21 protein-coding genes are annotated in these 24,453 nt (G+C 66.6%); 13 read left to right on the top strand and 8 right to left on the bottom strand.

What is annotated here, in order from left to right; translation table 11 throughout:
* Positions 1 to 75: 75 nt before the first annotated feature.
* A complete protein-coding gene (locus J6595_RS19180; protein WP_209596747.1) occupies positions 76 to 1,686 on the bottom strand; it encodes an ABC transporter substrate-binding protein in 1,611 nt (536 codons plus the stop codon).
* Between the two features lie 163 nt (positions 1,687 to 1,849).
* Here J6595_RS19180 and J6595_RS19175 point away from each other — a divergent pair, with 163 nt between their 5' ends.
* Positions 1,850 to 2,833, top strand: coding sequence for a LysR substrate-binding domain-containing protein (locus tag J6595_RS19175; protein ID WP_209596745.1), 984 nt, complete (start codon positions 1,850 to 1,852; stop codon positions 2,831 to 2,833).
* A 1-nt stretch (position 2,834) separates the two neighbouring features.
* Positions 2,835 to 3,998, top strand: a complete 1,164-nt coding sequence (gene argE, locus J6595_RS19170) for an acetylornithine deacetylase (protein WP_209596743.1) — start codon at positions 2,835 to 2,837, stop codon at positions 3,996 to 3,998.
* 166 nt (positions 3,999 to 4,164) lie between these two features.
* Here the strand turns inward: argE and J6595_RS19165 are convergent, their stop codons facing one another.
* The 4 genes from J6595_RS19165 to J6595_RS19150 all read right to left on the bottom strand — a co-directional run bounded on the left by J6595_RS19165 (position 4,165) and on the right by J6595_RS19150 (position 7,272).
* Positions 4,165 to 5,079, bottom strand: coding sequence for an ABC transporter permease subunit (locus J6595_RS19165; RefSeq protein WP_209596742.1), 915 nt, complete (start codon positions 5,077 to 5,079; stop codon positions 4,165 to 4,167).
* Positions 5,076 to 5,864 (bottom strand): taurine ABC transporter ATP-binding protein, encoded by a 789-nt coding sequence (locus tag J6595_RS19160; protein WP_209596741.1) that lies wholly within the window; start codon positions 5,862 to 5,864, stop codon positions 5,076 to 5,078. Before J6595_RS19160 ends, J6595_RS19165 begins: the two co-directional genes overlap by 4 nt.
* Positions 5,865 to 5,928: 64 nt before the next feature.
* Complete coding sequence (gene tauA / locus J6595_RS19155; RefSeq protein ID WP_209596739.1) at positions 5,929 to 6,927, bottom strand: taurine ABC transporter substrate-binding protein; 999 nt, start codon at positions 6,925 to 6,927, stop codon at positions 5,929 to 5,931.
* A 153-nt stretch (positions 6,928 to 7,080) separates the two neighbouring features.
* Positions 7,081 to 7,272 carry a hypothetical protein gene (locus J6595_RS19150; RefSeq protein WP_209596737.1) on the bottom strand — a complete coding sequence of 64 codons (192 nt, stop codon included), beginning with the start codon at positions 7,270 to 7,272 and terminating at the stop codon, positions 7,081 to 7,083.
* Here J6595_RS19150 and J6595_RS19145 point away from each other — a divergent pair.
* Complete coding sequence (locus tag J6595_RS19145) at positions 7,271 to 8,830, top strand: aminotransferase-like domain-containing protein (protein ID WP_209596735.1); 1,560 nt, start codon at positions 7,271 to 7,273, stop codon at positions 8,828 to 8,830. The genes J6595_RS19150 and J6595_RS19145 overlap by 2 nt on opposite strands.
* On the opposite strand, the gene aptA is transcribed toward J6595_RS19145, so the two are convergent.
* Positions 8,824 to 10,146: an omega-aminotransferase AptA gene (gene aptA / locus J6595_RS19140; RefSeq protein WP_209596733.1), complete on the bottom strand. Its 1,323-nt coding sequence runs from the start codon at positions 10,144 to 10,146 to the stop codon at positions 8,824 to 8,826. The two genes, J6595_RS19145 and aptA, sit on opposite strands and share 7 nt — an antisense overlap.
* A 173-nt stretch (positions 10,147 to 10,319) precedes the next feature.
* Here aptA and J6595_RS19135 point away from each other — a divergent pair, with 173 nt between their 5' ends.
* From J6595_RS19135 to J6595_RS19120, 4 genes are all read left to right on the top strand, one after another.
* Positions 10,320 to 11,114, top strand: a complete 795-nt coding sequence (locus tag J6595_RS19135; RefSeq protein ID WP_209596731.1) for a sulfite exporter TauE/SafE family protein — start codon at positions 10,320 to 10,322, stop codon at positions 11,112 to 11,114.
* Complete coding sequence (locus J6595_RS19130) at positions 11,111 to 11,860, top strand: SDR family NAD(P)-dependent oxidoreductase (protein WP_209596729.1); 750 nt, start codon at positions 11,111 to 11,113, stop codon at positions 11,858 to 11,860. Before J6595_RS19135 ends, J6595_RS19130 begins: the two co-directional genes overlap by 4 nt.
* A 114-nt stretch (positions 11,861 to 11,974) precedes the next feature.
* Complete coding sequence (locus tag J6595_RS19125) at positions 11,975 to 12,658, top strand: fumarylacetoacetate hydrolase family protein (RefSeq protein WP_209596727.1); 684 nt, start codon at positions 11,975 to 11,977, stop codon at positions 12,656 to 12,658.
* A gap of 153 nt (positions 12,659 to 12,811) precedes the next feature.
* Entirely contained in the window at positions 12,812 to 13,705 is an 894-nt protein-coding gene (locus J6595_RS19120) for an NAD-dependent epimerase/dehydratase family protein (RefSeq protein WP_209596725.1), read from the top strand.
* Between the two features lie 30 nt (positions 13,706 to 13,735).
* Here J6595_RS19120 and J6595_RS19115 read toward each other — a convergent pair whose 3' ends face one another.
* Both J6595_RS19115 and J6595_RS19110 read right to left on the bottom strand, forming a co-directional pair.
* Positions 13,736 to 15,109 (bottom strand): HlyD family type I secretion periplasmic adaptor subunit, encoded by a 1,374-nt coding sequence (locus tag J6595_RS19115; protein ID WP_209596723.1) that lies wholly within the window; start codon positions 15,107 to 15,109, stop codon positions 13,736 to 13,738.
* A gap of 118 nt (positions 15,110 to 15,227) precedes the next feature.
* Positions 15,228 to 17,057 (bottom strand): type I secretion system permease/ATPase, encoded by a 1,830-nt coding sequence (locus tag J6595_RS19110; protein WP_209596721.1) that lies wholly within the window; start codon positions 17,055 to 17,057, stop codon positions 15,228 to 15,230.
* A gap of 459 nt (positions 17,058 to 17,516) precedes the next feature.
* On the opposite strand from J6595_RS19110, the gene J6595_RS19105 reads away from it, so the two are divergent.
* The 6 genes from J6595_RS19105 (at position 17,517) to J6595_RS19080 (ending at position 24,374) form a co-directional block, all read left to right on the top strand.
* Entirely contained in the window at positions 17,517 to 18,725 is a 1,209-nt protein-coding gene (locus J6595_RS19105; RefSeq protein ID WP_209596719.1) for an acyl-CoA dehydrogenase, read from the top strand.
* A complete protein-coding gene (locus tag J6595_RS19100) occupies positions 18,725 to 19,873 on the top strand; it encodes a CaiB/BaiF CoA transferase family protein (protein ID WP_209596717.1) in 1,149 nt (382 codons plus the stop codon). Before J6595_RS19105 ends, J6595_RS19100 begins: the two co-directional genes overlap by 1 nt.
* 27 nt (positions 19,874 to 19,900) lie before the next feature.
* Positions 19,901 to 20,827 carry a LysR family transcriptional regulator gene (locus J6595_RS19095; protein WP_209596715.1) on the top strand — a complete coding sequence of 309 codons (927 nt, stop codon included), beginning with the start codon at positions 19,901 to 19,903 and terminating at the stop codon, positions 20,825 to 20,827.
* 124 nt (positions 20,828 to 20,951) lie between these two features.
* Positions 20,952 to 21,962, top strand: coding sequence for a Bug family tripartite tricarboxylate transporter substrate binding protein (locus J6595_RS19090; protein WP_209596713.1), 1,011 nt, complete (start codon positions 20,952 to 20,954; stop codon positions 21,960 to 21,962).
* 349 nt (positions 21,963 to 22,311) lie between these two features.
* Complete coding sequence (locus tag J6595_RS19085; RefSeq protein ID WP_209596711.1) at positions 22,312 to 22,824, top strand: tripartite tricarboxylate transporter TctB family protein; 513 nt, start codon at positions 22,312 to 22,314, stop codon at positions 22,822 to 22,824.
* A gap of 5 nt (positions 22,825 to 22,829) precedes the next feature.
* Positions 22,830 to 24,374 carry a tripartite tricarboxylate transporter permease gene (locus J6595_RS19080; RefSeq protein ID WP_209596709.1) on the top strand — a complete coding sequence of 515 codons (1,545 nt, stop codon included), beginning with the start codon at positions 22,830 to 22,832 and terminating at the stop codon, positions 24,372 to 24,374.
* Positions 24,375 to 24,453 lie beyond the last annotated feature (79 nt).

Raw genomic sequence — 24,453 nt, 5'->3', positions numbered from 1 at the left:
GCAATCCGGCGTCTGCGAATGCACTGCAAACTCATGGGAGCCGGCGCCCGGAAAACCGGGGCGCCGGCACGGTCATCACTCGGAGGCGGGCTTCACTTCGGCGGCGATGGTGTACTGGTCGACGCGGGGCTCGTAGCTCAGCCCCTTCTTCATCGCCCAGACCGTCTGCTCGTAATGCAGCGGGATGATGCCGTAGTCGTCGAGCACCATCTGCTCGGCCTTCTTCAGGAGATCCTCGCGCTTGGTGTCGTCGATGGTCGACATCGCCTCGGTCAGGATCTTGTCCATCGCGGGGTTGGAGTAGCGCCCGGCATTGGTCGGCCCCATGCCGGTCTCCTTGTCGTAGGTCGCGACGAGGGACTTCAGCGGCGAGGACATTTCGCCCGTGGACGCGCCCCAGCCGGCGAGATAGATTGGGAATTCCAGCTTGTTGCGCCGCGAGAAGAACTGGCTCGCCGTCACGGCGTCGACCTTGGTCTTGATGCCGATCCGGGTCAGCATCTGGGCGATCGCCTGGGCCACCTTCTCGTCGTTGATGTAGCGGTCGTTCGGCGTTCCGAGGGTAATGCCGAAACCATCGGGGTAGCCGGCTTCGGCCAGAAGCTGCTTGGCCTTTTCCGGATCGTAGCCGTCGGGCTCGCGGCCATTGGTGCCGAACATCGGCGGGGGCAGCAATTCACCGGCGGCCTTGGCATAGCCACCCATGATCCGGTCGACGATCGCCTTGCGGTTGATCGACAGCGAGATCGCCTCGCGCACCCTCTTGTCGAGCAGCGGGTTCTTGCCGTTTGTGCCGGTGATCGAGGGAGCCTTCTCGTCCTGCTGATAAAGATGCAGGTAGATGATGCGGTTCGACAGGGCGTCGATGATCTTGAAGCCGGCGCCTTCGATGCGCGGGATGTCCTGGATCGGCGGCGACTCGATCATGTCGACATCGCCGGACAGGAGCGCCGCGACGCGCGGCCCGGCGCTGCTGATCGGCCGCATCGTCACCGTGTCCCAGGCCGGAGCCTCGCCCCAGTAGCCGTCGAACTTGGTCAGCACCAGCTTGCTGCCGCGCACGAAGCTGTCGAGCTTGTAGGGCCCGGTGCCGACGGCGATGTCGGGCGAATTGAAGGCCGGCGACTGGGGCACGTCACCCATGCCCTTGCATTTGCCGTCCGGCTTGTAGGTCACGGTCTTTTCGGCGCCCAGGGCATCGGCCGAGACGATCGGCAGGCTGGCCATGTCGGTCGGAAGCAGCGGGTTTGCCGATGCCGTCTTGACCACGACGACATCGTCGCCCTCGGCGGTAACGTCGCTGATCGCGCCGGTATAGATCGTAAAGGGCGACGGAGAGTTCTGAACCAGCGGCACCCGGCACAGCGTGTAGATCACGTCGCGGGCGGTCAACGGGCTGCCGTTCTGGAACTTGACGCCGTCGCGCAGAGTGAAGCGCCAGGTGGTGTCGTCGCTCGCCTCCCACTTCGAGGCGAGGCCGGGCTGCAGGCGCTGCACCGCATCCTGCTTGGTCAGACCCTCGAAGATGTTCTCCAGCACCTGCGCATTGGTCGCGAGGTTGTGGAATTGCGGGTCCATCGACGTCGGCTCGGACTTCAGCCCGATCGAGAGATCGGCGGCCATTGCCGGCGTCAGCGACGTGGCGGCGACAAGGCTGGCGATCAACAAAGCTGGTCTGACGTTCATTCAAATATCCTCTCTGAACATCCATTCCGGGGCCACGGACCGCGGCGATCGAATGCCGGTGCGGCGTTGGCTTCCACGCTATTATGCGGTAATCGGAAGTCAATATGAAAATACTATGCATGATGATTATACTATTTGCATAGCGAGTCATCGAATGAGGCACATGCGTAAAATTGCGGCACCGCACGCCGAAGGAGAGGGCCGGACCGACTTCACGCTGCGCGAGCTCGAGGTGCTGCGGGCCCTCGTCCAGAGCGGCAAGGCGACGGTCGCCGCCCAGCGTCTCGGCATGTCCCAACCGGCTGTCAGCCGCGCTCTCTCACAGCTCGAAGCAACGCTCGGACGGCAATTGTTCGAGCGCTCGGGCGGCCGCCTCGTTCCCAATGCCGAAGCCTTGTCGATCAACGAACAGCTCGGCCCGGTCTTCGCGGCGCTCGCCCGCATCGCCGACCGCTCGCAGGCCGAACGCCGCTCGCACACCGGCTCGTTGCGGATCGCCGCTCCGCCGACCATCGCCCACTGCTTCCTGCCGAGCCGCCTCGCGGCGCTCACCAAGGACAATCCGGAGCTCGAGATCGTCTTCGACGTGATCTCCTCCGACAGCCTGATCAGCAGCGTCGCCGAGGCGCAGTACGATGTCGGTCTCACCGACGCCCAGCCGGCCCATGAAGGCATCCGCACCGAGCTGCTCCTGGCAACGACCGGCATCTGCGTCCTGCCCGCCCGCCACCGCCTGACCGATCTCGACGTCGTGCGCCCGGAGGATCTGGAGGGCGAGCCCTTCATCGCGCTCACCCGCCGCCATTCGGCGCGCGTCGCCGTGGACAGGATTTTCGAGCGGGCGGGCGTTCGGCGAAAGATCGTGATCGAGACGGCGACGAGCGTCTCGGCCGCCGAATTCGTCCGCGAGGGCCTCGGGGTTTCGCTGATGAACCCGTTTCCGATCGCCCATCAGCTGGGTCGCGGCATCGTCGTCCGCCCGTTCGAGCCGAGCATCCCCTTTCGCGCCAACTTCCTCACGCCGGCGGACCGTCCGCCCTCGCCCGCGACGCTCGCCTTCATCGAAACGACGCGGGCAAGCCTCGAAACCGGCCGCACCACGCCTTTGAGCGGCGGCAATCACCAGACCGATCCATCCGGAGACTGACATGCCAGCGCTCAAGAGCCGCGATATCCTCGCCGATCTGGTGGGGTTCGACACCACCAGCCGCAATTCCAATCTCGCGCTGATCGATCATGTCGCGGACTATCTCTCCGGCTTCGGCATTTTATGCGAGCGGATCTTCGACGAGACCGGCGAAAAGGCCAATCTCTTCGCGACGATCGGACCGGCGGATCAGCCCGGCATCGTCCTGTCCGGCCACACCGACGTGGTTCCGGTCGACGGTCAGGACTGGACGAGCGAGCCCTTCCGCCTGATCGAGCGCGACGGGCGGCTCATCGGCCGCGGCGCCTGCGACATGAAAGGCTTTCTCGCCTCGGCGCTGGCGGCGGTCCCGGCGATGGTGGCGGCAGACTTGAAGCGGCCGATCCACCTCGCCTTTTCCTATGACGAGGAGGTCGGCTGTCTCGGCGTCATCAGGCTGCTCGAATGGCTGGGAGAGCAGGCCGTGCGGCCGCAATACTGCATCGTCGGGGAACCGACCGGGATGGAGGTCGTCGTCGCCCACAAGGCGAAGCGCTCGATGCGTGTCACCGTTCGCGGCCGCTCCTGTCATTCCTCCCTCTCGCCGCAGGGCGTCAACGCCGTCGAATACGCCGCGATGCTGATCGTGAAACTGCGCGAAATCGGACGCCGGCTCGCCGAGGCGGGATCTCGCGACCCGGCCTATGACGTTCCCTACACCACGGCCCATACCGGCGTGATCGACGGCGGGCAGGCGCTGAACATCGTGCCCGATCTCTGCCGCTTCGACTGCGAATTCCGGGTCATGCCCGACGAGGACGCCGACGCGCTGGTCGCCGAGTTCACCCGCTATGCCGAGGAGGAACTCGAGCCCGAGATGCGCCGCATCGCCCCGGAAGCTGCGATCGACATCGCCATGATGGCTGCCTTTCCGGGCATCGACACAGCCCCCGACGGCCCGCTCGTCACGGTCGCAAAACGCCTTGCCCGCTCCAACGGCCATGCCAAGGTCGCCTACGGCACCGAAGCCGGACGGTTCAACGCCATGCTGGGGATCGAGACCGTCATCTGCGGCCCCGGCCATATCGCCCAGGCTCACAAGCCGGACGAATATCTGGAGATCGCCCAGCTCGACCGATGCGACGCGTTTCTGGCCGATCTCGTCGACTGGGCGACGGCAGACTAGCGCGGTGAGAGCCGGCTGACCCGGGAGATGATGGACACCGGCGTGTCGCACCGTTGTCCCTGCGACGCGAATACCCCGGCTCGTTCTTGAGCCGTTGGTCTTCAAGCCCGGCGCGGACGGGGTGTCTTGCGCCGGGCGGCGAGTTCGAGGTCGCGCGCGAGCGGTCCTACATCCGCCCCTTCCAGGGCACGAAGCGCCGCTCGATGGCCCGCATGACCATGTCGAAGCCATAGGCGATCGCGGCGATGACGATGATGCCCATGATCACCGTCGCGGTCTGCAGGAACTGCGAGGCGGTCAGCACCATGTAGCCGAGGCCCTTGGTGGCGGCGACCATCTCGGCGGCGACGAGGGTCGTCCAGCCGAAACCGATGCCGATGCGCATGGCCGTGAGGATCTCCGGCAGGGCCGAGGGCAGGATCACGTGGCGCATCACCTGCCAGCGCGAGGCGCCGAAGGAATAGGCCGCATGGATCTGTTCGATCGCCGCAGAGCGCACGCCCGATTTCGCCCCGAGCGCCACCGGCGCGAACACCGACAGGAAGATCAGCAGAACCTTCGACGTCTCGCCGATGCCGAACCAGATGATCATCAGCGGCAGATAGGCGAGCGGCGGGATCGGCCGGTAGAATTCGATCGGCGGGTCGAAGATGCCGCGGATCGTCGGGCTCATGCCCATGGCGAGGCCGAGCGGCACGCCGACGATGCAGGCGAGGACGAACGCGCCGAAGACGCGGGCGGCGGAGATGCCGGCATGTTCCAGAAGCGAGGTGCCGGTGAAACCGTTGGTGAGGACGTCGACGAACTTCTGGAAGATCGCCTGGGGCGAGGGCACGAAGAGCGGCTTGACCAGCCCGAGCGCCGTGACCGCCCACCACACGGCGAGAAAGACCAGGATGGTCAGGATGCTCAGGGTGATGGTCTCGCCCTGTCCGGGCACGCCATAGGTCTCGCCGGGCTTGGTCGGACGGCTGCGCACGAGCTGCTGGAAGCCACTGCCGACGGCGGCCCGCCAGCCGGTCGGGGCGGCCGGTGCGTCCTTGCTCTGCGTCTCGGCGTCGTTGGGGCGCGCGATGCTCATGCGGCTTCCTCCTCGTCGGCGAAGATGATCGCGAGAACCTTCTCGCGCAGGGCGATGAAATCGCCGGACGCCTTGATCGACCGGGCCGACTGCCCGTCGCAGAAGCGCCGCGAGAAGGGCAGGTCGAACATGTGGGCGATGCGGCCGGGACGAGGCGACATGACGACGAGCTTCGTCCCCATGAACAGCGCCTCCTCGACGCTGTGGGTGATGAAGAAGACGGATTTTTCCGTCTCGCTCCAGATCTTCAGGATCAGCTCCTGCGCCCGCTCCCGGGTCAGGGCGTCGAGCGCCCCGAGCGGCTCGTCCATCAGAAGCAGCTTCGGATCGCAGGTCAGCGCCCGGGCGATGCCGACCCGCTGCTGCATGCCGCCGGACAGGGAATAGACCGGCGAGGTCTCGAAGCCGGACAGGCCGAGAAGCGCGATGAACTTTTCGGCGACCGCGTAACGCTCCGCCTTCGAGGATCCCTGGAGCTTGAGGCCGAAGGCGACATTGTCGCGCACGTTCAGCCAGGGAAGGAGAGCGTGTTTCTGGAACACCACCGAGCGATCCGCCCCCGGTCCGTTCACCGGCGCGCCATCGAGCAGGATCGCCCCCGACGACGGCGACAGGAAGCCGGCGATGAGATTGAGAAGGGTGGACTTGCCGCAGCCCGACGCGCCGAGCGCCACCGTGAAGTCGCCGGGCTCGATCGACAGCTCGATCTTGCGCAGGGCCTCGACCGGCGCCCGGCCGTCGACGGCGGGAAACTCGACCGATGCCTGTCGGATCTGGAGTGCCATGACAAATCTCCTTCGATCGTCTGCGGACCCCTTGCCGGGTCCGGAGAGTGATGCGTCGAGTGGATTATTTCGCGGCGGCCTTGGCGTATTCGTCGGTGACGAAGGGCGAATAGTCCTTTGCCACCGTGTCGATGCGGTTGGCCGATTTGAGGAACTCGGCCGTCGAGGCGATCGCCGCCGCGCCCTTTTCCCCGAGCCAGCCGCTGTCGATCTGCTCTTTTAGGGGCAGGAAGGTGTAGCCGGACAGGACCGCCGGCACCTGATCGGGCGCCGCGCCCGTGCGCTCGGCGATGATCTTCACCGGCTCGCTGTCGGCCGTCCATTTGGCCGGGTCGGCGAGATAGGCGCCGTTGGCCTCGGCCATCGTCTTGGTGAAGGCGATCATCGCGTCCTTGTGCTTTTCGGCGAAATCCTTGTTCACCACCCAGGCGTCGAAGGTCGGATAGCCCCATTCCGCCGTCTGGTCCGCGCCGACCAGCCGCGTGCCGTCCTCCAGGAGCTTGCCCTGCGCCGGCTCCCAGACGAAGCCGGCGTCGATCGCGCCCTGCTGCCAGGCGGCGACGAGCTGATCGGGCGACATGTTCATGATGGTGACGTCGCCGGCGTCGATTCCGGCATGCTTCAGCGCGCCCATCAGCGAGAAATGCGAGGTCGAGCCGATCGGCACGCCGATACGCTTGCCCTTCAGATCGGCCAGCGTCTTGATGCCGGAGCCGTTGCGCACGATCAGCGATTCCGCCGTGCCGATGACTTCGGCGACCATGAACATCTGAAGGTCGACGCCCTGCGTCGCGGCGATCGCCAGCGGCGACGAGCCGAGTTCGGCGACATTGACGTCGCCCGACGCCATGGCGGCGATCACGTCGGTGCCGGCGGAGAACTTGCGCCAGTCGATCGTCCAGCCGGTCGCGGCCTCGAACTTCTTGTCGGCGGCGGCAACCTGATCGGGCGTCGGATTGCCGAAATGCCCGACGATGACGGTCTCCTGGGCCCCTGCCACCCCTGCGGACAGGCTGGCCATTGCTAGGCTGGCTGAAAGGACGGCTGCAAGCTTCTTCAACATTGTCATCTCCGATGCTGGAATGGATGGGTGCGCTGTCCGCCGGGCGGATCTTGTTGTGCGGTCGTCGGTTCCAGTCTCTGAGCAACAAGCAAATCGCGTGCCGCCAGAAAAACTGATGCCGTCATTCCTCCCCGATGAAGCCGGACCGATCGATCAGACGGCGGTCGCGGCTGCCTCTTCTTTCGCCGGGCCATGAACCTTCAGGTCACGATCCGCGCCGAATGCATCCTTGAAGTGCATCGATGTGCTCACTTCCTTTGCCTGTATGCGAATTGAACATCCGCTCGGCTTGTCGCTAAGGTGCTGGCTGACGGCATGTGTCATCCGGTCCGGGGTCGAAGCCATGATAGAGATCGAGGAGACCAGCCTTGCGGCGCCGCTCGACGGGTCGAAGCCGCTGCAGCGGCAGATCCAGGAGCGCATCGTCGCTGCGATCCTGCGCGGTGCGATCGCCTCGCACGAACCGCTGCCGGCGACCCGCGTTCTCGCCCGCCAGCTGCAGGTCTCGCGCAACACCGTGACCCTCGTCTACGAGAAGATGGCCGAGGACGGCTATCTCGTCTCCGTCGGCCGCCGCGGCTTCTTCATCGACGAGCGCTTCCTGCGCCAGCACGAAAAGGCTGCCCGCACGGCGTCGCGCGAGGCGGGAAGGGCCGAGGCGCCGGACGCTGGCCTGTGGACGGGGCGCATGCGCCTTCGCCCGACGCTGCAGCCCAACATCCGCAAGCCCGACAACTGGCAGAGCTTCCCCTATCCCTTCATCTACGGCCATGCGGCGGCCGATCCCGTGTCGATCAGCCGATGGCGCGACTGCATCCGCCAGGCCGGACGGGCCGAACATCTCGGCCAGCTGATGAACGATCTCGTCGATGCCGACGACCCTCTCCTGATCGAACAGATCATCCGGCGCATCCTTCCGCGCCGCGGCTTTCGCGCCGGCAAGGACGAGATCCTCGTCACCATCGGCTCCCAGAACGCCGTCTATCTTCTCTCCCGCCTGTTCTGCGGCCCCGGGGTGAAGGTCGGCTTTGAAAATCCCGGCTATGTCGACGCCCGCAACATCTTCACCCTCGACGGCGCCGAGATCGTCGATCTGCCCGTCGATGCCAGCGGCGCGCGCCCCGATGCGCGGCTCGAGGGCTGCGGCCTCGTCTATGTGACGCCGAGCCATCAGGCGCCGACCAACGTCACGATGACGATGCAGCGGCGGCTGGTGCTTCTGCAGGCGGCCGAGCGCCACGACTTCCTCATCCTCGAGGACGACTACGAGCACGAGCTGAACTATGTCGGCCCCCGCCAGCACGCGCTGCGCGGCTATGACCAGAACGGCCGCGTCCTGCATGCGGGCAGCCTGTCGAAACCCGTCTTTCCGGGTTTGCGACTGGGCTTCATCGTCGCTCCGCCCGACGTCATCACCGAGCTGCGCGCCCTGCGCCGGCTGATGTTCCGCCACCCTTCCGTGCTCGATCAGCGCGCCATGGCGCTGTTCATGTCCGAGGGGCACTACGATGCCCACATCCGGCGTCAGCAGGGCCTTCTCGCCAGGCGCTGGGCGACGATGCTGAGCGAGATCGAGCGGCAGCTGCCGGACTGCACGGTGACGATGACCACCGGCGGATCGGCGCTGTGGATCCGCCTGCCGGAGGGGATCGCTGCGGCCAGATTCCAGGCCGAGGCGGCCAGCCGCGGGGCGGCCGTCGAGGTCGGCGACATTCACTTCCGCGAGCCGGGAGCCGAGCATAATTTCCTGCGTCTTGGCTACGGCCCGATCGAGAACGCTCAGATCCCCGCCGGCATCGCCGTCTTGCGCCAGGCGCTGGATCACTGCCTTGCGGAACGGGACCGGTGCCGGTCCCCGGCAGCCGCTCCGGGCGGACAGGGAGGCGGCCCCGACGCTCAATGAAGCTCGGTCCGGCCGAGAACGCGGCGCAGGATGTCGGCCATCTGCTCCAGCTCGGACTGGCTCGACACGAAAGCCGGCGCGACGATCAGCGCATCGCCGGTCGCCTTGACGTGAAGGCCGGCGTCGAACAGCGCGCGCTGCACCTGTGAGCCTTTGAGGCCGGGCGTTTCTGCCGGTTTCAGCTGGATGCCGGCCATCATCCCGTAACCGCGAAGATCGGTGACCTGGGCGAGGTTGCGCAGCCCGAAGATCAGATCGAGAAAGACCGGCGAGAGGGCGCGCGAGCGCTCGAAGAGCTTTTCGCCCTGATAGATGTCGAGGGCGGCGAGCGCGGCGGCGCAGGCGACCGGATGGGCCGAATAGGTGTAGCCGTGGAAGAGCTCCGGCCGGTCGGTGTCGCCGGCGGCGGCAAACACCGTCTCCTGAATGGCCGCGGAGGTCGCGACCGCGCTCATCGGCACCGCCCCGTTGGTCAGCGCCTTGGCCATGGTCATCAGATCCGGCGTCACTGCGAATTCTTCGGCGGCAAAGGCCGATCCGGTGCGCCCGAAGCCGGTGATGACCTCGTCGAAGATCAGCAGCAGCCCGTATTTGTCGGCGATCGCCCGCAGCCGTTCCAGATAGCCCTTCGGCGGCACGATGGTGCCGATCGATCCGGCGATCGGCTCGACGAAGACGCCGGCGATCGTCTCGGCCCCGTAGTTGCGGCAGATTTCTTCCAGATCGTCGGCGAGATCGGCGCCGGTCTCCGGCTGGCCCGGCGTGTAGCGCTGGTCCTCGCGCCAGGTGTGGCGCATGTGGACGACGTCGCAGGTGACGCCGGCGAATTCGCGGCGGTTGTTGACCATGCCGGCGAGCGAGGTGCCGCCGAGATTGACGCCGTGATAGCCCCAGTTGCGCGAGACGAAGCGGTTGCGCTGGCCCTCGCCTTTGGCCCGGTGGTAGCTGAGGCAGATCTTCATCGCGCTGTCGACGGCTTCGGAGCCGGACGAGGCGAAGAACACCCGGTCGAGACCCTCGGGCAGGATCTGCGAAAGCCGCGTCGCCAGCTCGAAGGAGACGGGCGCGGCCCTTTGGAAATGCGGGGTGTAGTCCAGCGTCATCAGCTGCGCGTGGACCGCGTCGGCGATTTCGCGCCGGCCATGGCCGGCAGGGGTGCAGAACAGGCCCGACGACCCGTCGAGAACGTCGTTCCCCTCGGGGGTGAAATAGTGGACGCCCTCGGCCCTCGCGAACATCTGCGGCGTCTCGCGGAACGCCCGGTTGTTGGTGAAGGGCATCCAGTGATTTTCGAAATTCGTCTGTGTGGGCTGCATCAATGGTCCCTCGGCTCTCGTTTCGCCCAAGCTGGACCCGGCGCCGGGGCGAGCGAAAGAGCCAGGGAAAAATGTCGATGGGTCCAGCGCTGGCTCTATCGATGACGGGCTCTGGACCTGTCCAACGGTGCTGCGGCGCGTGATGCTATGCGCCGATTCGACGGAGCCGCCCCTTGCCAGCCGACCTCATCTACGCGTTGCCGATCATCGTCGCCGCCGCGGTGGTGCGCGGCGCGACGGGTTTCGGCTTCTCGCTCGTCGCCGCCCCCCTGTTGTCGCTGTTCTGGTCGCCGGACTTTGCCACCGGCATCGTCCTTTGCCTCGATCTCGCCGCGACCGTCATGCTCGTTCAGGGCGGCATCCTTGCCGAGCTCGAGCGGGGCGACGCGCTGCTGCTCGGGGCCTCGGCCCTCGGGGGCGCGGTGGCCGGCGTCTTTCTTCTCAGCGCCCTGCCCCACGGCCCGGCCCTCGTCGGCCTCAATCTCGCGGTATTCGTTTCGGCCCTCGCCGCCATGCGCAAGGTGAGCTGGCGCTGGCTCGACAGCCGTGGCGCGGCATCCGGAGCGGGCTTTCTCACCGGCGCGATGATCGGCGCCTTTTCGGTGGGCGGCACGCTGATCGTCGCCTGGCTGATGGCGAGCCGGCGCAGCCCCGGCCAGTCCCGCGCCCTGCTGACCGTCGTCTTCGCCGTGACGGACATCGGCGCTATCGCCTTTCGCGCCGGGCTCGGCCTGTTTCCCGCCTCGAGCCTTCCGGCCGTCGTTGTGATGCTGCCGGCGGTCGCAGCCGGGATCGTCGTCGGCAGGCGCCTCTACGGCCGGATCAGCGCCGAGACATGGAAGCGTGCCGTGGCCTGGCTTTTGATGCTTCTGGCGCTGAGCAGCCTCGCCAGCATGGCCTTGCCGGCCTCCGCCGCGCTATCGCAGGCCGCATCCCTTGCTTCCTTCATTCTCCCGGAGACATCATGACTGCAACGATCCTCATCACCGGCGCCTCCTCCGGCTTCGGCGCGGCGACCGCAAGGCGCTTTGCGAAATCCGGCTGGCGCGTCGTCGGCACCGGGCGGCGGGCCGAGCGGCTCGAGGCCCTGCGCGGCGAAATCGGGGACGCCTTCGTCCCGGCGGTCTTCGACGTCACCGACGAGGCGGCGATGGAGGACGCCCTCGGCCGGTTGCAGCCGCCCTTCTCGCAGATCGACCTTCTCGTCAACAATGCCGGCCTCGCCCTCGGCACGGCGCCGGCGCAGGAAAGCGACGTCGCCGACTGGAAGACGATGATCGCCACCAACGTCACCGCCTTGACGGTGCTCACCCATCGTCTCCTTCCCGGCCTGATCGAGCGGCGCGGCGCGATCGTCAATCTCGCCTCGATCGCCTCCAACTGGCCCTATCCGGGCGGCAACGTCTATGGCGGCACGAAGGCCTTCGTCCAGCAGTTCACCCGCGGCCTGCGCGCCGATCTCCACGGAACCGGCGTGCGCGTCACCTCGATCGAGCCCGGTCTTTGCGAGAGCGAATTCACCATGGTGCGCACCGGCGGCAACCAGCAGGCCTATGACGTGCTCTACGAGGGCGCGAACGCCCTGCAGCCGGAGGACATCGCCGAGACGATCCACTGGGTGGCGAGCCAGCCGCCGCATGTGAACATCAATCAGCTCGAGCTGATGCCCGTCAGCCAGAGCTGGGGGCCGCTGCGGGTGCATCGCGAGCCGTAAGCGGCGCCTTTCGCCTCAGGCCGGGGGCAAGAAGCGACAAACGCCCTTGCCTTCGCCAGCCAAGGCGCCGAAAGGACATCGTCGCCGACCGCGCAAAAAGGATCGAGGATCACGATGTCATACGTCTTCACGCCAGCGCCCGTTCCCGCCCTCGCGGTGCGCGGCACGGACGCGACCTTCCCGGTGCGGCGGGTCTATTGCGTCGGGCGCAACTATGCCGACCATGCCATCGAGATGGGCCATGATCCGGACCGGGAGCCGCCGTTCTTCTTCCAGAAGAACCCCGACAACCTGACCACGGAGAGCACCTTCCCCTATCCGGGGCGGACATCGGACGTTCATCACGAGATCGAGCTGGTCGTGTGTCTGGGAAACGGCGGGGCCGACATCGCGGCTGAGAACGCGCTCGACCATGTCTTCGGCTATGCCGTCGGCCTCGACATGACCCGCCGCGATCTCCAGTCCGTCGCCAAGAAGATGGGCCGCCCCTGGGAGATCGGCAAAGCCTTCGAGAAGTCCGCGCCGGTCTCGGCGGTGGTTCCAGCCGCCAAGATCGGCCACCCCGCCGAAGGCGCGATCTGGCTCAAGGTCAATGGCGAGATCCGGCAGGAGGGCGATCTCAACCAGATGATCTGGAAAACCGCCGAGGCGATCTCCTATCTCTCCGGCCTCTTCACGCTTTCCGCAGGCGACGTCATCATGACCGGGACGCCGGCGGGCGTTGGCCCGGTGGAGAGGGGCGACAGCCTCCAGGGCCATATCGACGGCGTCGGCGATCTGACCGTCACGGTCTCCTGAAGCATGGCCGGAACGGGCGGAACGGGTCCGGGTCCGGAAAGCCCCCGATAGACCGGCGGGGGTGGCCACGCGTCACCCGCGCCACACCTTTGCTGCAAACGCCGTCGCCGGGCCGCCCGAGCCCGGGACGAGCGACAGCAGAAAGGCTTTCCAATGGGCAAACGCATCGTCTTCACCGGCGGCACCGGCAAGGCCGGGCGCCACGTCGTCCCCTATCTCGTCGACAGGGGACACCGCGTTCTCAACGTCGATCTCGTGCCGCTCGACCATGAGGGCGTCGATAACCTCACCGCCGACGTCACCGACAGCGGCCAGATGTTCAACGCGCTCTCCTGCCATTTCAACACGGACGAGTTCGCCACCGGCGAAGGCCCCGCTCCGATCGACGCGGTCGTTCATTTCGCCGCGATCCCGCGGGTTTTGATCAGGCCGGACAACGAGACCTTCCGGATCAACACGATCGGCACCTACAACGTCATCGAGGCGGCGGTGAAGCTCGGCATCCGCAAGATCATCATCGCCTCGTCGGAGACGACCTATGGCGTCTGCTTCGCCGAGGGCGACAAGGATTTCCACCACTTCCCGCTGGAGGAGGACTACGACATCGACCCGATGGACAGCTACGGCCTGTCCAAGGTGGCGAACGAGAAGACCGCCCGCGCCTTTGCCATGCGATCGGGCGCCGACATCTATGCCTTCCGGATCGGCAATGTCATCGAGCCGCACGAATATGATCGGTTCAAGGACTTCGTCGCCGATCCGATGTCGCGCAAGCGCAATGCCTGGAGCTATATCGACGCGCGCGATCTCGGCCAGATGGTGGATCTCGCCATCGCCAGGGACGGCCTCGGCTTCGAGGTGTTCAACGCCACCAACGACACCATCACCGCGACGATGCCGACGGCCGAATTCCTGAACAAACACTGCCCGCAGATCCCCGTGACCCGCGAACTCGGCGAATACGAGGCGCCGCTGTCCAACGCCAAGATCCGCAAGGTTCTCGGCTTCAGGGAAGAGCACAACTGGCGCAAATATGTCGATCTGTGAGCCGGCGGCTCGAAGATCCTCGCTGCGCCGTCACTCCCGGAAGGCGCGCGAGAAGCTGTCGGTGACCGGCTGGGTGAGGTAGTCGATGAAGCTGCGGTCGCCGGTTTCCACATAGGCCTCCACCGGCATGCCGGGGGTGATCTCGTCGGCCGAGATGCCGGCGGGAAGAGGATCGTTCAGCCGCAGCCGCGCCCGGTAATATCCCTCCTGCGTCTGCTGATCGACGAGACGGTCGGCCGAGACGTAGGAGACCGTGCCGTCGGCGGTCGGCGTCGTGCGGGCGTTGAGCGAGGTGAAACGCAGCCGCGCCACCTGGCCGGGCCGGATCTGGGCGATGTGCTGGGGGTTGAGGCGGACCTCGACGACAAGGTCCGCCCCGGTCGGCAGGATCTGCATCAGCGTCTCGCCGGGCCGGACCACCGAGCCGACGGTGTTGACCGACTTGGCGACGATGATGCCGTCGGCGGGAGCCCGGATCGTCGACCGCGAGAGAACGTCCTCGGCGGTGCGCAGCTGCTCGCTCATGTCGGACAGCTTCGAGCGCACGTCGTTGAGCTGGGTGACGGCGGTCTCCACCCGCTGGCTTTCGAGCCGCGCCGCTTCCTGATCTGCCTGGGAGATGTTGGTCTTCGAGGCGAGCAGGCTCGAGACGACCTGCCCGAGCTGACCGACGAGATCGGCTTCGGCCCTGACGAGCTGGGTATATTCGGAGCGGTTGGTGAGGCCCTTGTCGAGCAGCCGGCCCTTGCGGGTGGTTTCCTCCCGCACGACCGCGATCTGGCGCTCGATCGCCGATCTTTGGGCGCTCATGCCCTCGGCCTGCTCCTTGAGGGCTTTCACGCGCTGCACCATGATCGAGCGTTCCTGGTGATGGCGGGCGAGCCGGGCGGAAAACTCTCGTCCCTGCTCGTCGAGGAGATCGGAGACGTTCGCGGTTCGCGCCATCGATACGAGGTCGGCGGGAAAGATCAGCGTCTCGTCGCCGTCGCGCTCGGCCGCCAGTCGCGCGGCCCTCGCCCGAAGCCCGATGATCTGATGGTTCAGCCTGTCGCGCTGTGAAAGTGCCGCCGTCCGGTCGAGCTCGATCAGCGGTTCGCCGGCGGTCACGCGCTGGCCCTCGGTGACGTCGATCTGCCTGACGATGCCGCCTTCGAAATGCTGGATCGACAGGTTCTGGCCGGCGGCCGCGACGACACCGGGCGCGACCACCGCGCCGGCGATCGGTGCGAGCCCCGCCCAGGCGCCGAAGCCGCCGATGAAGGTCAGCCCGACGACGATGCCGGCGACGCTCATCAGCCGGGTGCCGGTCGGAACGCCCTTCGTCCAGCTCGGCTTGCGCCCGTCAGCGCCCGGCTTTGCTGCCGGGTGGGCCGGCGTTCCTCCCGCCGTGGTCATATCTTTCATCGTCTCGATCTCCGCCTTCTTCCCGGCGCCTGCCCAAGGCCGGGTCCAATCCTTGCCCCCGCCGCGTCATCGCGCAGGCCATCGTTTGCACCGACCACCGCTTCTGTCCGGGCCGTCGTCACGGCCCGGGCTGAGCCGGTTTCGCCGTCCCGGCAGCGACGGTGGCGACCGGCGCCAGCCGGCCCCGGACCATCGGGGTAACCGTGCCCGTTGCCGCAGCGGGCGTTGCCGGGCCATGGCCCGTCCTTGCGCCCGCCGGCGCCTTCGGCACACTGACCGGGCTCGGGCCGGCCTGCGTGCTGCGAAACCGCTCGGCCTGGCGTTCGAACACCTCGTCGCGGCGGCCGAAATCATCCACCGCTCCGTCGCGCAGAACGAGGATCCAGTCCGCCTGCTCGGCGACCTGCCGGCGCTGGGTCACCAGAAGCACCGTCACCGCCTGCTCCTTGGCGTGGCGCAGCGCCCGGTCGAGCGCCAGGTCGCCATCGGTGTCGAGGCTGGCATTCGGCTCGTCGAGGACGAGGATCTTCGGATTGCCGAAGAAGGCCCGTGCGAGCGCGATGCGCTGGCGCTGGCCGCCGGAGAGCTTCATTCCCATCGGCCCGATCACGGTGTCGTAGCCCTGCGGCAGCTTCTGGACGAGATCGTGCACCTCGGCCATCTTCGCGGCGGCGATGACGGCGTCGTCGCCGGCATTGGCATCGAAGCGGGCGATGTTCTCGGCCACGGTGCCGGGCAACATCTCCACCTCCTGGGACAGATAGCCGACATGGCGGCCGAGCGCCTCGCCATCCCAGTTGGAGACATTCGCGCCATCGACCCTGACGGCCCCGGTCCGCAGGTCGACACCGCCGACGAAGGCCCGCATCAAGGTCGACTTTCCGGCGCCGGACGGGCCGATGACGACGCAGCAGTCGCCCGCCGGCACCTTGAAGCTGATGCGTTTCAAGACGGGATCGGTGCTGCCCGGCGGAACCACGACGACCTGATCGAACATCACCTCGCCGCGCGGCTCGGGCAGCATCGTCTTGTCGGCCCGCGCCGCACGCACGGCATCGACGCCCTTCTTCAGCCGCGACAGCGCCTTGCGCGCATCGACGAAGCCTTTCCAGCCGCCGATCACCTGATCGATCGGCTGCAGCGCCCGTCCGGAGATCAGCGAGGACGCGAAGATCATGCCTGCGGTCATCTCGCCGGTAATGACGAGATAGCCGCCATAGCCGAGAATGGCGATCTGCAGCCCCATGCGCAGGAAGCGCGAAAGGCCGGTGAAGATCGCGTTGCGGCTGTTCAGCCGATCCAGCGCCTGCAGCGATCCGGCATGCCGCCGGCCCCAATGTTCGATGGCGTTGCCGACCATGCCCATGGCCGAAAGGCTCTCGCTCGACCGCGCGAAGGCCTGCGCCGAAAGCGTTGCGGTCATCGAGGCTTCGCCGAAGGTGCCCGCAAGACCGCTCGTCGCCCACTGATTGGCAAGAGCGACGAGAGCAAGCAGCACCGCGCCGCCGAGCGTCAGCCAGAACAGGCTGGGATGAATGAGATAGAGCATGCCGATGAACAGCGGCATGAAGGGAAGGTCGAGATAGGCGAGAAGCGCCCGGCCGCCGACGAAGTTGCGGACCGTCGCCAGATCGCGCAGCGGCTGGACGTCGCCGAGACCGGCGCGCGGCGACTTCAGGGCGGCGATCATCGCGTCGGCGCCGTTTTCGGTCTCCAGCCTTGCGCCGAGCCGGCCCGCGATCATCGAGCGGATCGCGTCGAAGGCGCCGAGAAGCATCAGCGCGGCAACGGCGATCATCGAAATGTAGACGAGCGTGTCGAAGGAAGCCGAAACCAGCACCCGATCGTAGATCTGCAGCATGTAGATCGGCTGCACGAGGAGCAGCAGATTGACGACGAGCGTGAAGAAAAACAGAACCGACAGCGTTCCTGCAGCCCTAGCGAACATACGACTTGTCTCCTCGACCATGCGCGGCTTCGAGCCGGCAGCGCCACTCTCGCCCTGCCTTGCCTGCCAGCTCCTGCTTTTACCGCCCCGTCACGTCCGAAATGGCAGACCGCCGGCGCAAAGGCTCTCCCCCCGGATGATATCGTGGGAGTCTTTGTTCACACCACATATGAAACTATCCTTTGGTCAACCTTACGAAATGACCTGCCGTAATCGGGCTGCAAAGGCAAGGCGCGCCGACAAAGCCAAGCAATCACAATGCCATGATACGGCCGCCACACGGGGGCCTGCGTGAACGCGACGGGCCGAACGGACCTCCGGTCGTTTCTCGCCAGCGAAGGATCGGGGCGGCCGGGTGCTGCGCTTGTGTGAAAGTCGTCGCATCAAGCCGTTTGAAGCGCCCGGCGCCCTGATGCTAAGACGGCGCCCGACCCGATAAAATTCCTACGGAGAATTCTCATGGCCCTGAAGCCCAAGGACGCGCCGGATCTCGGCCGGTTCGACTGGGCGGACCCGTTCCGCCTGTCCGCGCAGCTTTCGGAGGACGAGCGCATGCTCGCCGAGGCGGCCGCCGATTTTGCCGAAGCCCGCCTTGCCCCGGCCGTCACGGAGGCGGCGCGCGACGAGCTGGTCGACCCGTCGATCTTCCGGGCGATGGGCGAAATGGGCCTTCTCGGGGTGACCGTTCCGGAAGAATATGGCGGCATCGGCGCGTCCTACGTCGCTTACGGCCTCGTCGCGCGCGAGGTCGAGCGGATCGATTCGGGCTACCGCTCGATGATGTCGGTGCAGTCCTCGCTGGTGATGTATCCGATCTATGCCTATGGCACCGAGGAACAGCGCCGGCGCTATCTGCCGAAGCTCGCTTCGGGCGAATTCATCGGCTGTTTCGGCCTGACCGAGCCCGACGCGGGCTCCGATCCGGGCGGCATGAAGACCACCGCGCGGAAGACCGACAACGGCTATGTCCTCAACGGCTCGAAGACCTGGATCTCCAACGCCCCGATCGCCGACGTCTTCGTCGTGTGGGCGAAATCGGAGGCCCATGGCGGCAAGATCAAGGGCTTCGTCCTCGAAAAGGGCATGGCGGGACTGTCGGCCCCGAAGATCGGCGGCAAGCTTTCCCTGCGTGCCAGCGTCACCGGCGAGATCGTCCTCTCGGACGTCGAGGTGTCGGAAGACGCGCTGTTGCCGAATGTCGAGGGGCTGAAAGGCCCGTTCGGCTGCCTCAATCGGGCGCGCTACGGCATCTCCTGGGGCGTGATGGGCGCCGCCGAAGCCTGTTTCCACGCAGCCCGCCAGTACGGCCTCGATCGCAAGCAGTTCGGCAAGCCGCTCGCCCAGACCCAGCTTTTCCAGAAGAAGCTCGCAGACATGGAGACCGAGATCGCCCTCGGTCTGCAGGCCTCGCTGCGGGTCGGCCGCCTGATGGACGAGGCGAATGCGGCGCCGGAGATGATCTCCATCGTCAAGCGCAACAATTGCGGCAAGGCCCTCGACATCGCCCGGCAGGCCCGCGACATGCATGGCGGCAACGGCATCTCCGAGGAATACAAGGTCATGCGCCACATGATCAATCTGGAGACCGTCAACACCTATGAGGGCACCCACGACGTCCACGCGCTGATCCTCGGCCGCGCGATCACCGGCCTGCAGGCTTTCGTGTGATGCCGGAGGCGCCGCTCCAGGGCCTCAAGGTCGTCGAGCTCGCCCGCATCCTCGCGGGACCCTGGATCGGCCAGACCCTGGCCGATCTCGGCGCCGAGGTGATCAAGGTCGAGGCGCCGGAGGGCGACGACACCCGTACATGGGGGCCGCCCTTCATCGAGCGCGAGGGCGAGGAGCGGCCGACGGCGGCCTATTTCCACGCCGCCAACCGGGGCAAGCGCAGCTTCGTCTGCGACTTTAGGAACGCAGTCCAGCTCGAAGCGCTGAAAGCCCTGATCGACGAGGCCGACATCGTCGTCGAAAACTTCAAGGTGGGTGGGCTCAAGCGCTTCGGCCTCGATTACGACAGCGTCTCGGCCCGCAACTCGCGCCTCGTCTATGCCTCGATCACCGGCTTCGGCCAGACCGGTCCCGAGGCCGCAAGGCCGGGCTACGACTTCCTCATCCAGGGCATGTGCGGGATCATGGATCTGACAGGGGAACCGGCGGGCGAGCCGCAGAAGATCGGCGTCGCCTGGATCGACATCCTCACCGGGCTCTACGGCGCCATTGCCGTTCAGGCGGCGATCATCGAGCGCCAGCGCTCGGGCCTCGGCCAGCATGTCGATCTGGCACTGCTCGACTGCGGCGTCGCGGCGCTCGCCAACCAGGCGATGAACGCGCTGGTGACGGGCAACTCGCCGAGACGCATGGGCAACGCCCATCCCAACATCGTGCCCTATCAGGTGTTTGCGGCCAAAGACGGCCACCTCATCGTCGCCTGCGGCAACGACCGACAGTTTGGGGCGCTCTGCCGGGCGCTCGATCTGGGCGGCCTTGCCGCCGACCCGGCCTTCGCCACCAATCCGGCACGGGTCGCGAACCGCGAGCGGCTGACGGCCCTCCTTTCGCCCGCCATCGCCCGGCAGGACCGGGCGGAGATCATCGCCGCCCTCGAAAAGGCCGGGGTTCCCGGCGGGCCGATCAACACCGTCGCCGAGGCTTTGTCAGAACCGCAGATCGCCCATCGCGGGCTGAGGATCGAGGCCGGCGGCGTGCCGGGCCTGCGGACGCCGATCGTGTTTTCCAGAAGCGAGCTGGCGACGGACACCCCCGCTCCCGCACTCGACCGTGACCGCGGCATCGAGACCGCCCGGTTCGGCGCATGAGGCGCGGGCGATGATCGACCGCCGGTCATGCTGACGCTCAAGCAGATCGAGATCGTCCGCGCGGTGATGGTCAGCGGCTCCATCGCCGGCGCGGCGCGGCTCCTCAATGTCAGCCAGCCGGGCATCAGCCGGGCGATGAAGCATATCGAGGGCTCCCTCGGCATCCGCCTGTTCAACCGCGAGGCCGGGCGCTACGTGCCGGCGCCCGAGGCCGGCGCGATCTTTTCCCAGATCCAGGAAATCCACCAGCAGGTCGCCAATCTGCAGGAAGCGGTCGGTCGGCTGGAGCGCGGCAAGGAGGTGGAGCTGCGGATCGGCTCCGTCCCCTCGATCGCGCAGGGCATGATGCCGCGGGCGATCGCCGCCCTGCGCCGGCGCTATGCCGATCTGCGGATGAATGTGGAGATCCTGAAGATCGAGGAAGCGATCGACTACATCCTCATCGGGCGCGGCGAATGCGTCGCCATGAGCTACCGGCTCGACCATCCCTCGATCCGCTTCGAGCCTCTGGCGAGCGGCCATCTGGTCTGCGTGACCCCGACCGGGCATCCGCTGGCGCAAAGGCGAAGCGTCAGCGCGCGTGAAATCGTCGCGCATCCGCTGATCGGCATCGAGCCGACGGACCCTTATGGCCGGATCATGGCCGAGATCTTCGAGCGCGAGAGCCTGCCCTACGACGTCATCATCAAGGCGCGCTTCGGCTCGACGGTCGCGGCACTCGTCGCCCAGGGGCTTGGTATCGCGGTTCTCGACGTCTTCACCGCAGCCGACCTGCCGCGTGACCGGCTGGCCGTCGTGCCGATCGCCGAAAACACCCGTTTCGAGACCTTCGTCGCCTCGCGGGCCGGCGCGGTTCTGTCCTCCTTCGCCCAGCGCTTCGTCGAGGATCTCGGCCGCGAGATGACCAGCGTCGCCGCCGCGCAGGCCGGCGATACGCATAACACGAAGGCATAGCTGAGGGGCAATTTGGTATTTGCGTTATTGCTCGCCGGATGAAAATGTGCGCGCCCAGGATGCCGCGAGTCGGGTGGCGGCGTCGCTTTGGAGGACACCCGACGACTTTTCAGGGAGGCCAATCTTGAAATTGACCGCACTCATTGCGACCGCGCTCGCCGCGACCGTCGCTTTCAGCGTTTCGCCATCGCTTGCCCAGGACTATCCGACCAAGGAGATCCAGGGGATCATCCAGTGGGGCGCCGGCGGCTCGACCGACACGGTGATGCGCGCCGTCACCCCCAAGGCGGAAGAGGTTCTCGGCCAGTCGATCGTTTTGCAGAACGTCACCGGCGGCGTCGGCGCCATCGCGCTCAACAAGGTGGCGAGCGGCAAGGCCGACGGCTACACGCTTCTGATGGGCGCGGAAAACCCGCTGCTCTACAAGGTGATGGGCCTCGGCACCAAGGACTATTCGGACTTCGTGCCGATCGACATCCTCGCCCGCGGCACGCCGATCCTCGTCGCCCGCCCGGACGCGCCCTTCGACGACTACGCCTCGATGATGACCTATATCAAGGAGCATCCGAACGAGGTGAAGTTCGGCTCGACCGGCCCCGGCGGCGTTCCCTCCGTCGTCACGGCGATGATCGAGAACGCCGAGGGCAAGCTGCCCGTCACCTTCATTCCCTATGACGGCGACGGCCCGGCGCTGACGGCGCTGCAGGGCAAGGCGATCGACGTCATGCCGGCGGTGCTCGGCGCCGCCATCGAGGGCGTCAAGGCCGGCAAGATGAAGCCGCTGGCGATTGTCGCCACCGAGCCGGTCGAGCAGCTGCCGGACGTCAAGCCGATCACCGAGTCCAACGAGAAGTTCGCCAAGTTCCTGCCCTGGGGCCCGTTCTTCGGCATCTTCGCCCCGAAGGGCACGCCCGAGGATGCGGTTGCCAAGCTCGAGGACGCCTTCAAGCAGGCGGCCAACGAGGACAAGTTCAAGCAGCTGATGGCAAACCGCGGCTTCATCCTGATGAACGTCAACGGCACCGAGGCCGAGGACTTCATGACGAAGTGGCAGCAGAACACGACGTGGCTCCTGCAGGATGCCGGCCTGACCAAGAAGTCGCCGGAAGAGTTCGGCATCGCCAAGCCGGAATGACATGACGGGAGGGCGCGGCGGGGAACGTCGCGCCCTCGTTTGGTTTGGGGGGACGGGCCGGAGCGTCTTCCGGTCAGCTCAGCGCCGGGGAACCCCCCTCTGGGCTGCCGCCCATCTCCCCCACAAGGGGGGAGATCAGCAGCACCGCCGTCCCACGAACATCTGTGACGTCCATGCCGGCACACCGTCGATCTTGAGGATGGCGCCGCCAGACGTTTCCGATCTCCCCCCTTGTGGGGGAGATGCCCGGCAGGGCACAGGGGGGTGCCTCGGCACTGCCCCGGACGGCGAGGCACACCCCCGTCCGCGACAGATCGCATCGACCAGAATTATCGGGAGGATTTCAGCCATGGCTGCCAGACGCGCGCGCCGCCCCGGAGAGGCGGTGTTCACCGCCCTTCTCCTCGTCGCCAGCCTGTTTCTCCTGTGGTCCGCCTATGGCATATCGGGCTTTGAATCCCTGAGCTCGCCCGGCGCCGTTCCCATGGCGACGACGCTCGCCATGGTCGTGACGGCCGCGATCGTGCTTTTCAAGACCGCCCGCGCGCCCGCCGCCGAGGGCGAGAAGCTCGGCCGCGACGTGCTGCCGCCGGCGGTGGCGATCTTCGCGGTCATGCTTCTCGCCTATGCCGTGCTTCTGGAGCCGCTCGGCTTCCTGCCCACATCGCTTCTCTTTCTGGTGCTGGCGATCAAGCTCCTGTCGAAAGGCTCCTGGCTTCATGCCGGCGCCATATCGCTGCTCAGCCTGTTCCTCATCTACGTCCTCTTCCGCATCGTCTTCACCGTCCTGATGCCGGCGGGCATCGTGCCTGAAGGCGAGATCCTCTCCTGGATCCGCAACGTCACGGGCGTGAGGTTCTGAGCATCATGGAAAATTTCCTCGCCTTCTTCACCGTCTTCACCCATCCTGAGCTCTTCGCCCTCGTCGCGCTGGGCACCTTCGCCGGCGTCTATGTCGGGGCGATCCCCGGCCTCTCCGTCACCATGGCCGTGTCGATCCTCATCTCCTTCACCTTCTCCTGGGACGTCCTGCCGGCCATCGCCCTGATGATCGGCATCTATATGGGCGGCGTCTATGGCGGCTCGCGCACGGCAATCCTCCTCAACATTCCCGGCGCCCCGTCCGCCATCGCCACCGCCCTCGACGGCTATCCCATGGCCCAGCGCGGCCAGGCCGGCGAGGCGATCGGCATCACCACGGTGATGAGCTTCATTGGCGGCTTCGTCGGCATCGCCGTTCTCGCGGCCGCCGCGCCCTTCGTCTCGAATTTCGCCCTCTCCTTCCAGCCGCGCGACTACATGCTGCTCGCCGTGCTCGGCCTGCTGCTGGTGGGCTCGCTCGCGGGTGAATCGCTGGTCAAGGGCATCTTCTGCGGCGCCCTCGGCCTGATGCTCGGCACCGTCGGCATGGACCCCCTCACCTTCACCCAGCGCTTCACCTTCGACCTGCCGCTGCTGCAGTCGGGCATTTCCTTCATCGCGGTGATGATCGGCCTGTTCGGCGTGTCGGAAGCCCTGTCGCAGCTCCACCATGTCGACAAGACGGCGGTGCGCCAGAAGATCTCGCGCATCGTGCCTTCGCTTTCGACGGTGAGGAAGCATCTGCCGCTGTCCCTGCAGACCTCGAGCCTCGGCGTCCTCATCGGCGCCCTGCCCGGCACCGGCGGCGACATCGCCGCGCTGATGGCCTACGACCACGCCAAGCGCGTCACCCGCAATCCGGAACGCGAATTCGGCGACGGCGCGATCGAGGGTCTCGTCGCGCCCGAGACCGCCAACAACGCGGCCGTCGGCGGCGCCTTCATCCCGATGATGACGCTCGGCATCCCCGGCGACGCCGTCACCGCCATCATGATCGGCGCCCTGTTCATCCACGGGCTCAACCCCGGCCCGATGCTGATGGTCGAGCAGCCGGACATGTTCTGGTTCATCGTCGGCGGCCTGGTGCTCGCCAACTGCTGCATGCTGCTCTTCGGGCTGACCGGCATCAAGCTCTTCGTCAAGATCGTCGAGATGCCGCGCGCCGTCCTCGTGCCCTTGATCATGCTCTTGTCGATCGTCGGCGCCTATGCGGTCAACAACTCGATCACCGACGTCTACTGGATGCTGGGCTTTGGCGTCTTCGGCTATTTCCTCAAGCTCTACGGCTATCCGCTCGGCCCGATCATCCTCGGCGTCATCCTCTCGCGCCTTCTCGACGACAACTGGCGCCGGGCGATCCTCTCGGAACGCGGCAGCCTGGAAGGCTTCTTCATGGGGATCCTGACGAGTCCCCTGTCGCTCGTGCTCTTCCTCTCAGTGATCTTCATCTTCGTCTCCCAGACCCCGCCCTGGAAGCGCTGGCGCAAACGCCGCGAGGCGCTGAGGGCGAAGATCGATCCGGCCAAGCCCGCAAGCGAGGAGAGTGTCTGATGAGCGGATTGTGCTCAAACGTGGCGGCGGTTCGCCCCCCTCTGCCCTACCGGGCATCTCCCCCACAGGGGGGGAGATC

The organism is Jiella mangrovi (genome assembly GCF_017815135.1).
Classification (GTDB): Bacteria; Pseudomonadota; Alphaproteobacteria; order Rhizobiales; family Rhizobiaceae; genus Jiella; species Jiella mangrovi.
The sequence above is the reverse complement of the archived record's forward strand: the minus strand, read 5'-3'. Positions and strand labels throughout refer to the sequence as shown.

Coding starts and splice junctions, on each gene's coding strand:
- J6595_RS19180 (WP_209596747.1), bottom strand. CDS start 1,686: ATGAACGTCAGACCAGCTTTGTTGATCGCCAGCCTTGTCGCCGCCACG.
- J6595_RS19175 (WP_209596745.1), top strand. CDS start 1,850: ATGCGTAAAATTGCGGCACCGCACGCCGAAGGAGAGGGCCGGACCGAC.
- argE (WP_209596743.1), top strand. CDS start 2,835: ATGCCAGCGCTCAAGAGCCGCGATATCCTCGCCGATCTGGTGGGGTTC.
- J6595_RS19165 (WP_209596742.1), bottom strand. CDS start 5,079: ATGAGCATCGCGCGCCCCAACGACGCCGAGACGCAGAGCAAGGACGCA.
- J6595_RS19160 (WP_209596741.1), bottom strand. CDS start 5,864: ATGGCACTCCAGATCCGACAGGCATCGGTCGAGTTTCCCGCCGTCGAC.
- tauA (WP_209596739.1), bottom strand. CDS start 6,927: ATGTTGAAGAAGCTTGCAGCCGTCCTTTCAGCCAGCCTAGCAATGGCC.
- J6595_RS19145 (WP_209596735.1), top strand. CDS start 7,271: ATGATAGAGATCGAGGAGACCAGCCTTGCGGCGCCGCTCGACGGGTCG.
- J6595_RS19150 (WP_209596737.1), bottom strand. CDS start 7,272: ATGGCTTCGACCCCGGACCGGATGACACATGCCGTCAGCCAGCACCTT.
- aptA (WP_209596733.1), bottom strand. CDS start 10,146: ATGCAGCCCACACAGACGAATTTCGAAAATCACTGGATGCCCTTCACC.
- J6595_RS19130 (WP_209596729.1), top strand. CDS start 11,111: ATGACTGCAACGATCCTCATCACCGGCGCCTCCTCCGGCTTCGGCGCG.
- J6595_RS19125 (WP_209596727.1), top strand. CDS start 11,975: ATGTCATACGTCTTCACGCCAGCGCCCGTTCCCGCCCTCGCGGTGCGC.
- J6595_RS19120 (WP_209596725.1), top strand. CDS start 12,812: ATGGGCAAACGCATCGTCTTCACCGGCGGCACCGGCAAGGCCGGGCGC.
- J6595_RS19115 (WP_209596723.1), bottom strand. CDS start 15,109: ATGAAAGATATGACCACGGCGGGAGGAACGCCGGCCCACCCGGCAGCA.
- J6595_RS19110 (WP_209596721.1), bottom strand. CDS start 17,057: ATGTTCGCTAGGGCTGCAGGAACGCTGTCGGTTCTGTTTTTCTTCACG.
- J6595_RS19105 (WP_209596719.1), top strand. CDS start 17,517: ATGGCCCTGAAGCCCAAGGACGCGCCGGATCTCGGCCGGTTCGACTGG.
- J6595_RS19100 (WP_209596717.1), top strand. CDS start 18,725: ATGCCGGAGGCGCCGCTCCAGGGCCTCAAGGTCGTCGAGCTCGCCCGC.
- J6595_RS19095 (WP_209596715.1), top strand. CDS start 19,901: ATGCTGACGCTCAAGCAGATCGAGATCGTCCGCGCGGTGATGGTCAGC.
- J6595_RS19085 (WP_209596711.1), top strand. CDS start 22,312: ATGGCTGCCAGACGCGCGCGCCGCCCCGGAGAGGCGGTGTTCACCGCC.
- J6595_RS19080 (WP_209596709.1), top strand. CDS start 22,830: ATGGAAAATTTCCTCGCCTTCTTCACCGTCTTCACCCATCCTGAGCTC.